Here is a 14,751-nt window from a genome sequence, read left to right as displayed (position 1 = left end):
TTCCTCTGACTGGTTAAGGTCTGGTAACCCCAACCTACTCATGAATCACGATGGCCATCTCATCATTGCTCAAGCCTTAGCGCCGAACTCGGCGCCAGCTTCATACACCACTCCGTGGGACACGATCAACATTTAGGGAAATTGAAGCACGGATCCGTTTGGATTGGAGAGAAACTTTATGGTCGCCGAAATGGTCAGCTAATGACCTGTTCCGAATCCCTTTATAAATCGCCGTCACTAACTTGACCGAATTCACGATATGCAGCGCAGCGCTGTTCCAGATCAATCCGAATGACCAGAGAAAACGGAACGATTCCGTCCATCATGTTTGGCTTGAAAGAGAGCCTGGTCCGCTGCTGCGATGAACGAGACCATCGAATCCGAATCGCAGGGAACTGCTGCCACGACACCAACGCTGATAGTGACCATCTTGTTAGCAGAGTCCGGATGGGGAAGGTCAAGTCTACAGACTATTTCACATAGAAGCTCGCCAAACGCTAACGCTTCCCGGCTGCTGATATTAGGCAGCAATACGACGAATTCTTCGCCGCCGTAGCGCGCCACCATCTCGCCCGGACGCTTTACGCTCTCAGCTAATGTCTGCGCAATTAGCTTCAGGCACATGTCGCCCGCCTGATGCCCGAGGCGATCGTTGTAAATTTTAAAACAATCGATATCGATAAAGGCCACTCCCAAGGGCAATTGGTGGCACTTGTGCCGCGTGAATTCCGTCTCGGCCACCGTGTCGAAATGGCGGCGATTGAACAGGCCGGTCAAGCCGTCCCGGTTCGCCAGCTCGGCAATGGCCCGGTTCTGGCGGCAAATGCGCAGCTGGGTGCGCACCCGCGCCAAGGCCACCGGCGGGTTCAGCGGCTTGGTCACGAAGTCGACCGCACCGGCCGCCAGTGCCCTGAGCTCACTTGTCTCGCTTTTATCAGCAGTGACAAAGATGACCGCAATCCCGGCCGTCGCCGGATCCGCCTTCAGCCGCCGGCACACTTCGTAGCCGTCCATACCCGCCATATTCACATCGAGCAGCATCAACGCTGGCCGTCGCTCGCTGGCAATGCGCAGCCCGGCCTCACCGTTTAATCCGAACAGGATCTCCCCCTCGGTCCTTAAAATCGCACTCAACATCTTGACCATCTCGATGCTGTCGTCGACGATCAGTAACAATTCGCGCTCCATCCCTACCCTCTCTTTTTTTTTGCCCACATCCGGTTAATGCGACGGCCAGCTCCGCTTTAACGGGGAATTCGGGGCATCGAACATGTCAAATACCGTTCCGTCATAAAATGACTTGACGATAAAACGGTTGCCCTCCGCGCCAGCGCAATGGTCGCGGCATCGAGATTGATAAAGGCGGACACCAACAATGGCGTCAAGCCGGACAAGTCGGTCTGCAGGGTATCGGGCAGTTCCAATCCAATGCGGTCGGACAACGCGATATCGAGGCAGGCGCCATCCGGGCGTCATTGCATTCCACCGGCCTTCGCCGCGGACGCCCCGCCCGGCACTTCATATCCCTTCCCCTGAATGATCATGCGGAGAACGGACCGGGTCATTGCATTGTCGTCAGCAATAAAAACGGTGAAAGGCCAGCAGGTGCCGCCATACTCTTTCCTTGTATTACTCGTTACACCGCATCGCGGTCTAGTTCAAATTACGACGGCAACAGTTCCAACGCCGCGTCGAAATCCAGCAAGTCCATCGCACTGTCCAGACGCTGGGCGCGTTCATCACCGAGTAAACTCGGCATGACGCCGCGCAGTTGCTCGTAAAGCGATAATGCGGCGGTGTTGTGTTCAGCCAGCAGTACTCCCAACAATGCCACAGTCACTGCGCAGTCCTCGTGACCAGGTCCCTCCGCTTGCGCGCCGCTCTGCGCCAACCAGAGGTCGGCAGCAGCGATAACCGCTTCCAATTCCTCCCTGGCAGTGCGGAACATCGCCCCGATCCGCTCAGGAGAGTCGTCTGCCATCGCAGTTTCCAACGCCTGGCAGACTGCAGCAAAGCGCTGTGCCCCCAACGTCCCCACAGACCCGCGCAGAGTATGCAGCATGCGCGCAGCCGCGTCGCGGTCGCCATGGTCGTAGGCGAGACGCGCATCCTCCAGATCGCTCGTACCGGATCGCACGAACTGCGTCAACAAGCGCGTCATGGTATGCAAGCTCTCCGGGGTCGCGGCAATGGAATCGAGCAGCGGAGCCAAATCGAATATCCCGTTGCAACCTTCGTCGCGCGCTGGCGCCACAGAGCGGTGCCCCGCCTCACCGCGCTTCTGCGGCGTCAGATAGCGCGCCAGGACCGCGCACATCTGTTGCCGGTCCACCGGCTTGCCAATGAAGTCATTCATGCCGGCGGCAATACACTGGTTGCGCTGGTTCTCCATCACCCCAGCGGTCATCGCGATGACCGGCAGGTCCAACCCCAGCACTTGTCGAATGACCCGGGTCGCAGCGAAGCCGTCCATCACCGGCATTTGCACATCCATCAGTACCAGGTCAAAGTCACCTGGCCGGCCTTGCAGCAAGTCGATCGCCAACTGACCATTGCCGGACACCTCCACCTGCAGCCCGTGCGCCGCCAGCATCGACCGAGCGATGTATTGGTTGAACTCGTTGTCTTCGACCAGCAAAACGCTCCCTTCAAACATCATCAGGTCCGCCGGCATCGTCAACTGGTAATCGGAAGAACCAGCCCCCCCCAGTTTCGCGCGTTGCACGCCATCCAGCAAGGATGCCGCCGTCACCGGGCTATCCAAGACCATATCCACGTCCAGTCTGGATGGATGGAGACCCAAGTGCGAGCGCGCATAACAACTCATCACCATTAGCACCAATGCCGGGCCGCCTGCGCGGACACATCGGATCACTACCGCCGGATCGACCTCGGCACACACGCGCCAATCGAGCAACACCAGATCCGCAGCGAGGCCCGGCGCAACCGCTATTCCGCTACGCAGGCGCCCGATGTCGTCTTCGGTCGCGATGCTGAAATTCCACCCCAGGCGCTCGACTGCATGGCTCATTGCCAAGCGCGTCATCGGGTTTTCGGATGCGACCAACACCATCGTTTTGTTGGTAGGTGGCTCGGCCTGCTTAGCTTCCCGCAGCGCCACCGCATCCAAGTCCAGGGAAATCGTGAAGACACTGCCGGCGCCGTAGCGGCTATCGACCGTGATGCTCCCGCCCATCAACTCGGCCAACCGGCGGCAGATCGCCAAGCCCAGGCCCGTGCCGCCGAAGCGCCGCGTCATTGACGAATCAGCCTGCGCGAATGGGGCGAACACGCGTCCGATCTGTTCGCGCGTCATGCCAATACCGGTGTCATGCACTTCGATCTGCAAGCCGACCCGGCCGTCGGCGCGGACGATGTGCCGCAGGTACACCCTCACACTGCCGGCAGCGGTAAATTTGATCGCATTGCCCGCCAGGTTCACCAACAATTGCTGCAGCCGCAAGGCGTCGCCTTCCAGCCAGCGCGGGATGGCCGGATCGACGTCGATCACCAGTTCGAGGTCATGCACGCCGGCGTTGACCCCCATCACCACGCCGACCGTCGCCAGCAGCTCGTCCAAGTCGAACGGCTCCGGCGACAACTCCATCCTGCCGGCCTCGATCTTGGAAAAATCCAGGATATCGTTCAATATTCCCAACAAGGTCTTGCCTGACACCCGTATCATGTCCAAGTCCTTGCGCTGTTCGGCGTCGAGCTTCGACTTGTCAAGCAGTTCGGCTATACCCAGCACCGCATTGAGCGGTGTGCGCAGTTCGTGGCTCATGTTGGCGACAAATTCGCTTTTTGCGCCGCTGACCGCATCGGCAGTCCGCTTGGCCGTGCGCAGGTCGCGCTCAATCTGCTGACGGGCCGTGATATCGGTGGCCATTCCGAGGAATCCCGTCACGGCGCCACCGTCCCCGATGATGGGCGTGACCGTCAGCTGCACCGGCAACGTGCCACCATCCTTTCTGACGTAGGTCCACTCGCGCGTCTCCGAGCGCCCCATTCTGGCGTAGGCGACAAACACCTCGAACCCAGTGATCGTCCGGCCCAGACTGGCGCTAAGTTCAACACCCCGCGCTTCCGCCTCTGCGGCCACGTGCAACTGCGCTGGCGTCCGCAACCCAACCAGTTCTTCTGCGACATAGCCCAACATACGTTCAGCTCCGGAGCTAAAAACCTGGATCACGCCCTCGAGATCAGTCGAGATAATGGAAAATCCGACGGCCGACTCCACCAGCGCGCCGAACTTGTTTTCAGACGAACGCAAGGCTCTGGTGGCGGCCAGCGCCGAATGGATGGCCTCCTCACGATTGGCCGTCAGTGCCCGTGTCATACTAAAAAAAAGGAGACTGATCAACATTCCAGAGACAAGCACAATGAGCGCCTTGCCCCGGTCGACCACCGACTCAAAGGCGGGAAGCGAAGTGACCCGCAACGTCCAAAGGGCATCGCCTATCTGGGCTGTCGCAACGCCCGAATATGGATTCGGATAATCGGTCAATGACAGTTCTTGGCGCCGAAGGCTGGAATAGATGAGGTTTTCCGGCGAGGTCGATTTCCCGTCAAAGACCTCCAATGCCACTTTAGCGCCAAAATCCGACAGGATTGCCGCCATCAGGTCGCTGGTGCGGAACGCCGCAACCACGTATCCATACAACGCCTCCGTACGCTGCTCCGGCGTCGCGACCGACGCGTCCTTGCGAAAAACCGGGAGCGCCATCAAAAATCCGGGGTGCTGCGACTTGCCCCGATCTTGCATCAAAAGGATCGCTCCTGTAGTCGCGATTTCACCAGTCTCGACCGCCCGCGTCAGCGCAGCCCGCCGAATTGGCTCCGATTGCAGATCAAAGCCCAACACACGGGCATTCTGCTCCGATTGGGGCGCAATATAAACGACAGGAATATAGTCATCCCGGCCGCCGTCGGGCCACACCTTGAACGTTTCCATTCCTTCCTTGCCCATCCTCCTTTGTAAGCTGCGGGTGTCGGTCACCTTCTCGGCAACAGCCAGGACTTGGAGCCCGGGATACTGCTTGTCGACTTCAAGACTCTCGACGTAGGCATGCCAGTCCGCATCCGTCACTCGGGGGGAGGCACGAAACAATGCCTTGCCGCCTTTCAGCACTTGCGCATAGGTATTCATGCGCACGTTGACACGATGCTGGATGGTGTCAACCTCGGCTTGGAACATCTCGCGCGCGTGCTGCTCGGTTCCCGAAGCAACGTAATGCCATACCAGGATCGTCAACGCCTGGCAGACAAACAGCACCAACCAGTGCAACATCTCCAGCCGCGATGCTTTGTTGTCCTCCGCTTTTTCGGCAACCGAATGGTGTAACTGCGTTTCCCGATCCGACGCCAACACCATGCCCATCAGGGAACAAAGTGCAATGAAGATTTCCAACGAAGACAAAGCGTCGTCGAGCGTTCCGACAGAAAACGGGCCCATCCCTTGTGTCGTGCCAAAAACAGCCGCTCCAGATAGCAGCAAGACTACTATGGTCACTCCGCGCATGCCGTAACGATATGCCGCCCACCCAATCGTCGGCAACAATAAAATGGCCACTTGCTGGTACGATCTGTCCCACTTGTAGTGACGCCCAAAAAAAAGCTCCAACATGAACGCCAAGATCAGCAGGCTGACAACCGTGATCATGACGCTGCCCGCAGTCCAACGCCAGCGGCAATGACGACGTGACCAGGCCAGGATAAATGGCGTCACGACAATGATGCCGGCGGTATCGCCCAACCACCACATGATGCCGATCTTCCCCGCCGCTGCCGACGTTATTACATGTGCCGCAGTCAAACTAGCGATTCCACCCACGGCCCCTACCATCGACATAAGACCGGCTACAGCGGCAAAGCAGTAGATGCGGGTGGGATTGCTGAGGTCTGGCAACTTGCCAAGGAGCTTGGTCAGTAAATAAGTTCCCGCCACAGCTTCGAGCGTGTTGCCGAATGCGATCGCTAGCGACGTGAAGGTCGCAGCCGGTCCAGTCAAGGCGCCGTTCGCTGAAAACACCACCAAATTGGCGACGAATGCTCCCGCCAGAATGCCGGGCCAGCGCCGCATTCCCAACAACAGCAGCGCCGCGAACGCGATGCCGGAAGGCGGCCAGACCGGGGTAACATTGGTCGAAGCGAACGCCAGCAACAAGCCCAGGCGTGCCGTCGCGTAGTAGGCAGCCGCCAGAGCAAGATGTATTGCCAGCGAACGTGCGATTGAAAACCGAGAAAGATACAACCCAACTCCCCCCCACGTTAACAAACTTGCATTGCACAAGCCAATCAAAGGCGTTTTTTTCCTCTAGACAATATAGCATTTCCTTGACGGAACAAGTTCAAGTTTGCGTCCGTGCGACTGTTGGGAGGCGATAAACAACAACACGCCGTTCTCTTCCAGTACCGGGTGTAGCGGAATCTGGCGAAATCCGATCGAGAAATGGCATTCGTGCAACAGAGCCGATCAATCCCGTTTACGGAACGGGCTCAGTCGCACGGAGGCATCTTGCCCCGGGATTTGGTCGGCCTATGATCTACGGAGCTAGGTATCACTGACGACCACGCCCAACGCCTTGGTGTCGATGCGTCCGCATGATGCGCAGCATGTCAACTTCCCGGGCTCTCATTGGCTATGCCAACTTGCAAACGGACCAAATACCCGGGGGAGGACGCAGTTTCCAGAAATAGTAACAACGCGCAATTGCAAACAGAAGCACGTTCACACCCAACCTGGCAATGGCTCGATCTCTCTCCCCGCCTATCTTGCCGCCATCCGTGCCCTGAGCCAGGCTTCGATTTCGCAGCGTATCCATCCCGACGTTCGCGCCGAGAGCTTAACCTGCTTCGGGAACTCCCCCTTGCGGATCGCCTTGTAGATCGCCGCGCGCGACTTGCCGCAGACCGCCGTGACTTCGGACAGGCGCATGATGCTGAGTTCTTGAACCGGTGATTGAACGTCCATTGCAGCCTCCTTACGAAAGAGTGATTGCCGCCGGTCCGAGGCGGAAAAAGACGGACCTACAGGATGGCTGCGCCATCCGTGAATCGGACAGGCTGCGCAGCGATACTCGGCAGCCTGTCTGACCAACAATAACGAACACCAGTCGCCATTCAAGTGCTTCACGCCGTTGCGAATTCCCCGCCCGTATCAGGCATCACGTCGGCGGCGCTTGCACCGACCAGTTTGAGCACGGCGCCATCCTCGAGCCGCCAAACACCCGACGATTCCGGCACCCCGTTCCACAACGCCGCTAGCGTGATGGCCACCGAACGCCCTTCGCCGGACTGTCCCGTCTTGCCCGTGACGACCGCAGTTGAATCCGGATCGGCCGCCACGACATATTCGGACATGAAATCAGATACCGGCCGCCCGATCCAGGCACCCGGATCGAAACCCGGGGCCAGCGCAAGCACGGCCTGGCGCAATGCGGGAAGTGCCTCAAACAGACCCGCCGAGAAAGCCGTCCTGGCCGGCAGAGATTCGATGACTTCCTGCCCTGCGAGGTCGTGCCGTACCTGAAGGTCACGCAGTCGGCATCCTTCGACAAACACCAGTTTCGCCATGACCAGTTGCATGAAGACGTCGGGCGCGGCGGTAAGGGCTTGGTAGCGCGAACGCACGTAGGCCTCACGCACGCAGTGCTCCACCCAGGGCCAGTATTCGCTGACATGTACCGGCCCAGTTTTCGGCCGCCAGGCCGAACGCGGATGCAGAGGATGCTCCGCCGTATTGTTCGTGTTGTTGGCAACAACAAAGCGGGGCGCCCATTCCCAGTTGATCGAATTCGCCACGACCTCATGGCACAACATCAGCGTTGGTTCTTCCGCCTTGATGGCACGAATGGTCGACCACACGTCGAGCGGCGCTTGACCTTCGGTGAAGTAGTCGATAAGCGCCTCGGCCAAATGGCTGCGACAGACCTCGTACGCGGAAACGCCGCCGTTTGCCAAACAATGGCCGACGTACCACGCGCCAAACGGCTCGCAGACATTCTGTTCGACGGAGCCGCGCGGCCGGCCAAGCAAGCCATCGACGGCGAGGATTGCTCTTTCCAGGCGTACCGCCAGGAGTACAAGCTTGGCCACATCGTCAACCAGTCTGCGCTCGTGCGGGCCGTCGGCCACGAGCGCGGGGAAGTCGGGACATGCACGCATGCCCTTGTCGATAAAGGCGGAAAACACCGCCATCGACATGAAAAACTCATCCGGGTCCGCCGGAATAGGGAAATTGGTAGTCATTGGGATCTCCTAAAAGAATGGTGGCTACCGCTCGCTGCGCTGGGCAAGAGCGGCATGCGCGTGCATCCTCCATAGCGGGCCAAGGCCAACAAGGCATATGGTCAACTTGATGAACGCAGTGCGCGGAAACAGGGCCTATGTGGCCCAAGAGGAAGAGTGCTGGCTTGAGAACTAAATCGCCGGTATGCCAGCTACCGTGGGAATGCGCTTTCAGCTCACGGCACATACGACCGCGACGTGAAAGCACAAACACAAGGAGAACCTACATGCGCCAGGTGCCGCCCCATGCGGCGCCGGAATCGAAGGCTTGCCAGAAACCGCAGGGCCAGCTGCTGCTCACTACAATCTCATTCTTGCTTGTGCGACTACCAAACACGGATCGCTCGCCATCGGCTGGATTTTTACGCCAATGCCACCGGGCGCGAACACCACCGTTTCTAAGCCCCTACTACAACCACGCCTTCAGCGACTCGAGGCACATCGGGTTCGACGACAGACAGTGACGACCGGCCTGCCTGCGATGGCGTCAGGTCCTGCACCTGCTCCGGCGCCCCGTCGTCAAGGCCGTCGGCCATGTCAACCATACTTTCTGTCTTGCGTGACATGGCGTTGATACGCCTGTGCAGGCCAAATCGTGCCTGGCGGATGCTGCTGCCGATGGCGCGCACAGTGCGCTTCGCCCTGGCCTTGCGGGCGGTCATTTCCCCGCTGGGCATCACCTCGTCGATCACCAGCGTTTCCAGGATCTGCATCAGCTGATCGACCTTGCCGATCAATTCAAGATAGTGGCGCCCGAGCTTGGAGTGCACGCGGGCGTCGACGACCAGGGGCGCGATATCGTATGTGGCGAGATCGACGATGCCATTGCGTTGGCACAGTTGCTCGGCGTGAACCAGCGCCTCGTCGAGGACGTTTCCGCTCTTCTCGATCAGCTCCTCGAGCTTGGCCACCACCAGCTCCACTTCGCCGGCCGGCAAATTGATCGGCGCGATCACCACGATGAAATGCATGTTCAGCGCGGATGAATTGAAGAACCGTAGAAAGAGCCGCTTGGCTTCCGGGCTGTGCAGCGTTGTACGGATTTTTCGACTTGCCGACTCGACGCGCCGGAAGTCCGCCTTGACCTCGCGTGCGAGCAGCCTGACGTTGGTTTCGCCGTTGTCGTCATGAGTGGTGGAGAGGCCGCTCTCCGGGGCGTTGCTGTGGTCAGTCATGTCATCCTCTCGCATGGTCGGCACTCCCCCCATATCTTCCTGCGGATCGACCGCCAAGGCGACCTGAAATGGAGGGTGCCACGCCGCCCCATTTCCCATCAGCGCGACTCAACCTGTCTTAGGCCATGCCAGTGGGAAAATGATCGGGAAGCATAGCGAGCCAAGGCATGCCGGCCTGACAAAACGGGCATTGACAATCCGCGTTTGCGCGTCTAATTTGATACTAGCAGCAGCTCGCCCTGCACGAAATCGGCAAGCCCTTGATCCTCAACATCCGCGCAGCGACGCCAACGCGTCGCTTCCCTGTCCTCCATACGTGAGAATTTTCCTGCGACGCGCTTTCCACGCGCCGCAAGAAGCATTTTCACGACGGTAGCTGGCAATCCGTCTTCCCGGCACGCCCGGACACCAAGCCAGCCAATTCAACCCCGCCTTCGCGGTTCCACTTCAACCCTGCTTGGGACACGGCCCAAGCGGGCTGTCGTTCCGCCATTCGTGGGAGATCATCATGGAAACAAGTAGCTCATGGCATGAAGAATTTGAGAAAGAAACGGCCGATCGCAATTGGCTGATGCCGCTCGACGGCGATCGATGCGCCGCACATGCGGCTGACCTGCTCGGAAAATTGGGATCAACCCAGTTGGCGTGCGACTGGTCGGAAGAGGAGATAGTCCGGCTGCATTGGCGCCTGCTGGAACGGATCAAGCTGTTGCGCGATGTAAAAACGCCGCTGGAAGAAAAAATCGAAGTGCTGCGCTGGCTGTTTACCGACACGGAAAGGGACGGTCAGCCATTTTCGTTTGTCAGTTGCGTGCGCGTTGTGGGACTCAGCCCGCTATCGCCGCTGTCCTGCTTTGTCGGGGTGGCCGACGCGGACGAAGTGCGGGACTGGATTCGGTGCCGCCTGAAGCGCTGGCTTCTCGAGTCGCTTGCTGCCTATCCGATGTGGGTGCGTGAAGCCATCGTCGAGCAACCGGAGTGGATCGCGCTGCGCTTGGAGCGAAATCCCCAGTGGCTCAATGAGCAGATCCGGCGCAACCGCGCCGAGGGCGACCTGTTCGCGTAACGGCCCGTGGAGAACCGCCATGGACCGAGACGAATACGAACGTCGCTTCCGCGACATGCGGGAACGCGCCCACGGCCGATGGAGCGAGATTTTGCGCCAGTCCGGTATCGACAGCAAGATCCTGAACCGCCGGAACCAGCCCTGCCCTATCAACGGTTGCGGCGGCACCGACCGATTCCAGTACACCGACAAATTCGGAGAGGGAAACTACATCTGTCGCCATTGCGGTGCCGGCGGCGGCTTCAAGCTGCTGCGGGCGGTGACTGGTTGGAGCGCCGGCGCTGCCCTGCGCCATATCGAGCGTTGCCTCGGCACGCTACCGCCGCGACGCCTTGATCAACGGGCGCCGCAACTGGACCGGATGCGCGCACTGGCGAGTCGCATCTGGTCGGAGGCAATGCCGATTGCGCCCCACGACAACGCGCATCGCTATCTGGCCGGGCGCAAGCTTGACCTGGAGACCTATCCGGAGACGCTCAGGTGTCATCCCGCGCTGGGCTACTACGAGCCGACCGGCGATGGACGCTCGCGTCGCGTATGCGCCTATCCGGCGCTGCTGGCGAGGATCGATGACCTGGCGGGAGAACTGGTTTCCCTCCATCGCACATACCTTGACCATGGTGCGAAGGCTCCAGTGCCTGATCCGAAGAAAACGCTGTCGGGAGGCATCAATGGCGCCGCCATCCGGTTGGCGCCGGCGGCCGAGACGCTGAACGTGTGCGAAGGGTTGGAAAACGCCTTGGCCATTTTCAAGCGCGGCGAACGGGAGGCGGTGTGGTCCGGCATTTCAGCCGGCAATCTGCAACGGCTCTGGATCCCTCCGTGCGTGCGCGCCCTGCGCATCTACGCCGACAACGATGCCGACGGCGATTTCGCCGGCCAGCTGGCCGCCTTCGCGCTGGCCCGCGCTTCGCGCAGACGCGGCATGGACGTCAAGGTGTTCGTGCCGAACAAGGCCGGCAGCGACTGGGCCGATGTCTGGTTTGCCCGCTCCGACCACCTGATCCGGGTGGCATGAATCCATTTTGTATCACGCCAGCCGCCGGTTCACAGGCGACTGACGTCCGACCGCCGGTCCCGACCATGCAAGCCCGGACCGGCATTTCCCTGTTGATTGACACTAGGAGAATGTGATGAAATCAGGACGCAACCTGCGTGACCTGGCGATCGAACTACGCCGCCAGATGCACGCCAAACAAGACTTGCTCGCACCGTCAAAGCTGCTACTGTGCGAAACGGCAGAAAGCGGCGCATGCGCTTTAACGCTTGCGATCGATGGCGAACGCCGCTCCTACCGGGTGCGCGAGATTGCCCTCCACCAGATAGCCGAGAAACTGAAGATTCCGTTCGGCTACTTCGAACGGATGCGCAAGGAGCAGCCCGGTCTGTTCGACAGCAATGTCAACACCTGGCTGCAGGTGAACGGCGCGGAGAACCGTTTGATTCGAACGCTTGACGGCCGCGTGCGCGCATTCCTTTCCGACCGCTACCGGCGCCTGGACAACTACGATGTCGCGGAATTCGTGCTGCCCATTCTTGAGCGTCTGCCCGGCGCGGAGTTGGTGTCAGCCGAACTCACCGAATCGCGCATGTATCTCAAGTATGTCAGCCGCCAGGTGCGCCGCGAAATCGCACCCGGCGACGTGGTGTGCGCCGGTGTTGTGGTCAGCAATTCGGAAGTCGGATGGGGCCACCTGACCGTGGAGCCCTTGCTGTTCCGGCTGGTTTGCAGCAACGGCTTGATCGCCAACGAGCTTGTTCTGCGCAAGAAACACCTCGGGCGCACGCTGCAGATCCAGGATGAAGCCGTTGAACTGTATAAAGAAGACACCCTGCAAGCCGACGACAAGGCGATCCTGCTGAAAGTCCGCGACATGGTAGAGGCGGCAGTGTCCGAGGTGACGTTCCGGCTGATCACGGAGAAACTTCAACGGACGCTGGGCATCAAGCTCACAGGAGACCCCGTCAAGTCCGTGGAGGTGCTGACCAACCGGTTTGCGTTGTCCGAGGATGAACGGTCCGGGGTGCTGCGCGGTCTGATCGAAGGCAGCGATTTGTCCGGATACGGCCTGGTGAACGCCGTGACAGGGTATTCGCAGCACGTTCAGGACTACGACCGCGCAACGGAACTGGAGGGCATCGGCGGAAAATTGCTGGCGCTGAGCACGCTTGAATGGAGGGAGATCGCAGAACCGGCATAGCGCCAACCCTATCGCGCACAGAGTTTCTGTGCGCGATAGGGCGCGCCCTGCTAGAAGCGTTTGAGATCGAACGCCATGCAAACCTTGCCGAGGATCTGCAGTGCAGGTCCGGCCGCTGCAGCAGTATCCAAGATGCTCTCCCGATAGCGCTCGTTGGCACAACGGAGCGAGAACGTTTGATCCGTCCTCATTTCAAGCAGGCGGACCATCGAGATGCCCTGCAGCGTCAGGAAATAAATACCGTTTCCCATGAATTGCGAGACATTCGAATCCACCAGAAAAGGCATGCCGTCGCCGATCAACGGTGCCATGTCGTCGCCTTGCATCAGGTAGACGTCGTACCCTTGCGCCAGCCTGTCCATGTGAAAATCAAGTTGGCCCATCCAGTTCGCCGACGGCGCACTGGGCAACCAGCGGCGCAACGCCGGCTTGACACGCTCGCGTGGAAACGGGCGCCGCGCGCGAACTAGACCCAGCATCCAGTTGGCGTCGATTTCCAGCCTCAAACAGAGAATCGCCAGCGAGCGCAGATCCGGAAGGCCGGGCGACTTCTGCGACAGCCAGCGCATCACGGATTGCGGCGCGCGGCCGGTCTCCGCGCTGAGGAAGCGCACACGCCCTCCGGCAGCGATGCCGCTGCTATCGAGTTCGGCGAGCAAGCGCTCCCGCAGTCCCGGCTTGAGGTCAGGTTCGCCATCGTCAACGATGGTCGCGCTACTGGCCTCTCGTCCCATCAGGTCTTGCCCCATCTCCTGTCCTCCGCCGATCCGATCACACAACAAGTGCTAATCCGTGGTCACCGCAATTGCAGCATTTTCGCCCCTTGCGTGCAGGATCCACAGCAAGCCGCAATACAAATAAATTCAACAATTCGCAAAGCTGTTAGCAATTGCTGTTGACGGGTTCTGACGCCATGACATAGGCTAACTTAACGCACAAAACGACGTGAGCACCACGATTAAAGCATACGCGCTAGATGCGTTACCCGCCACACCAGTTCCACCACGCAGCCCACTTACCCGGCGTGACCGGCAGGAATTTCAGGAGCATGACATGGACAAACTCGTACACTTTTCCGACGTGCAGTATGTAAATTTCAATTTGCTGATGGCGATACATGCTAATGTGCAGCGCGACCCCATCGCTGCGGCATACCAGTTTCATCTTTCCCGTCAACAGGCCGACAAGCTCGCCGTCGTTTCCTTGGGCGACCTGGAGTCACTGGCCGCCAACATGCGCAATGAATGTTTGTTCGCGCCACGGGCCAATCTGGAGCAACTGCTCGAAGCGCCGCCGGGTCTGACGATCGTTCTCTCCGCGGTCAGCAGCGCACCACAGGACAAGGCGGCCCGGACATTGGTGGAGCGGCGCGCATATCGGGCCGCACAGTAGGAGTACAGCCATGGCCCGCGCCTACATCGAGCGGCATATCCACACGCTGACCCTGGCGCATGCTTGCTTCCAACTCGGCGCCAGAATGCGAACCACCTCCCACATCACCGGCATGTCGCACGCAGAACTGTGTAAATTTTATCTGCCCGGCGAGAGCGCATTTCACGCCGGGCGGTTGCCGGCCTCGCCGGATTGGCTGATGGCGAAGACCAACTGCCTCGACCGCGCCGAGCTCTCGGTGTTCGCCGCCATCCTCCAGCGCGTCCTGGCCCAGGACATCGCTCCCGGCGACGCGCTGGTTGGCGCCTACAGGCTCTATGCGGGCAGTTGTGCCGTCCAGCCACGGGTGTCATTCGACCGGGCATTCGATGTGGCCTGTCACCTGAAGGGCATCTGGACGCATCGGACCGCCAGCATCGCACTGTACGCGTGTCCCCGGTGCGACTCATACAATCTGTCGAGCATGGGCGACGAGAAACTGCTCAATCGTGGATGTGTTTTTTGCCGGTTACTGGCGCGTTACGAAAAGGACCCACGGGTCCGGGCGGGCTTTCCCAAGCGGCGCAGGCCCGGGCCGTCGTCGCGCGCCAGCGGACTTCCCCGCATACTCGCTGGCGCGTAAGGAAGC

Annotated in this window: 11 protein-coding genes; 5 read left to right on the top strand and 6 right to left on the bottom strand. The window is 59.9% G+C overall.

Annotated elements, in window-relative coordinates:
* Positions 1–282: 282 nt before the first annotated feature.
* The 5 genes from GTP90_RS18965 to GTP90_RS18945 form a co-directional block, all read right to left on the bottom strand.
* Positions 283–1,176 carry a GGDEF domain-containing protein gene (locus GTP90_RS18965; RefSeq protein ID WP_161085029.1) on the bottom strand — a complete coding sequence of 298 codons (894 nt, stop codon included), beginning with the start codon at positions 1,174–1,176 and terminating at the stop codon, positions 283–285.
* 487 nt (positions 1,177–1,663) lie between these two features.
* A complete protein-coding gene (locus tag GTP90_RS18960; protein WP_161085028.1) occupies positions 1,664–6,253 on the bottom strand; it encodes a CHASE domain-containing protein in 4,590 nt (1,529 codons plus the stop codon).
* A gap of 516 nt (positions 6,254–6,769) precedes the next feature.
* Entirely contained in the window at positions 6,770–6,973 is a 204-nt protein-coding gene (locus GTP90_RS18955; protein WP_161085027.1) for a helix-turn-helix transcriptional regulator, read from the bottom strand.
* Positions 6,974–7,131: 158 nt separating this feature from the next.
* Entirely contained in the window at positions 7,132–8,250 is a 1,119-nt protein-coding gene (locus GTP90_RS18950; RefSeq protein WP_161085026.1) for a hypothetical protein, read from the bottom strand.
* 437 nt (positions 8,251–8,687) lie between these two features.
* Positions 8,688–9,464, bottom strand: a complete 777-nt coding sequence (locus GTP90_RS18945; protein ID WP_161085025.1) for an AcaB family transcriptional regulator — start codon at positions 9,462–9,464, stop codon at positions 8,688–8,690.
* 508 nt (positions 9,465–9,972) lie between these two features.
* Here GTP90_RS18945 and GTP90_RS18940 point away from each other — a divergent pair.
* The 3 genes from GTP90_RS18940 (at position 9,973) to GTP90_RS18930 (ending at position 12,731) form a co-directional block, all read left to right on the top strand.
* The gene (locus GTP90_RS18940; RefSeq protein WP_161085024.1) at positions 9,973–10,530 is read left to right on the top strand and encodes a hypothetical protein; all 558 of its coding nucleotides are present in this window, start codon (positions 9,973–9,975) and stop codon (positions 10,528–10,530) included.
* Positions 10,531–10,549: 19 nt separating this feature from the next.
* The gene (locus GTP90_RS18935) at positions 10,550–11,548 is read left to right on the top strand and encodes a DUF7146 domain-containing protein (RefSeq protein ID WP_161085023.1); all 999 of its coding nucleotides are present in this window, start codon (positions 10,550–10,552) and stop codon (positions 11,546–11,548) included.
* 115 nt (positions 11,549–11,663) lie between these two features.
* Positions 11,664–12,731, top strand: a complete 1,068-nt coding sequence (locus GTP90_RS18930) for a DUF932 domain-containing protein (protein WP_161085022.1) — start codon at positions 11,664–11,666, stop codon at positions 12,729–12,731.
* A gap of 50 nt (positions 12,732–12,781) precedes the next feature.
* Here GTP90_RS18930 and GTP90_RS18925 read toward each other — a convergent pair whose 3' ends face one another.
* Positions 12,782–13,480 (bottom strand): S24 family peptidase, encoded by a 699-nt coding sequence (locus GTP90_RS18925; protein WP_161085021.1) that lies wholly within the window; start codon positions 13,478–13,480, stop codon positions 12,782–12,784.
* Positions 13,481–13,784: 304 nt separating this feature from the next.
* On the opposite strand from GTP90_RS18925, the gene GTP90_RS18920 reads away from it, so the two are divergent.
* Both GTP90_RS18920 and GTP90_RS18915 read left to right on the top strand, forming a co-directional pair.
* The gene (locus GTP90_RS18920) at positions 13,785–14,123 is read left to right on the top strand and encodes a hypothetical protein (protein ID WP_161085020.1); all 339 of its coding nucleotides are present in this window, start codon (positions 13,785–13,787) and stop codon (positions 14,121–14,123) included.
* Between the two features lie 10 nt (positions 14,124–14,133).
* Entirely contained in the window at positions 14,134–14,745 is a 612-nt protein-coding gene (locus GTP90_RS18915) for a FlhC family transcriptional regulator (RefSeq protein WP_161085019.1), read from the top strand.
* Positions 14,746–14,751 lie beyond the last annotated feature (6 nt).

It is taken from the genome of Duganella vulcania (assembly GCF_009857655.1).
Lineage (GTDB): Bacteria > Pseudomonadota > Gammaproteobacteria > Burkholderiales > Burkholderiaceae_D > Rugamonas > Rugamonas vulcania.
The sequence above is the reverse complement of the archived record's forward strand: the minus strand, read 5'-3'. Positions and strand labels throughout refer to the sequence as shown.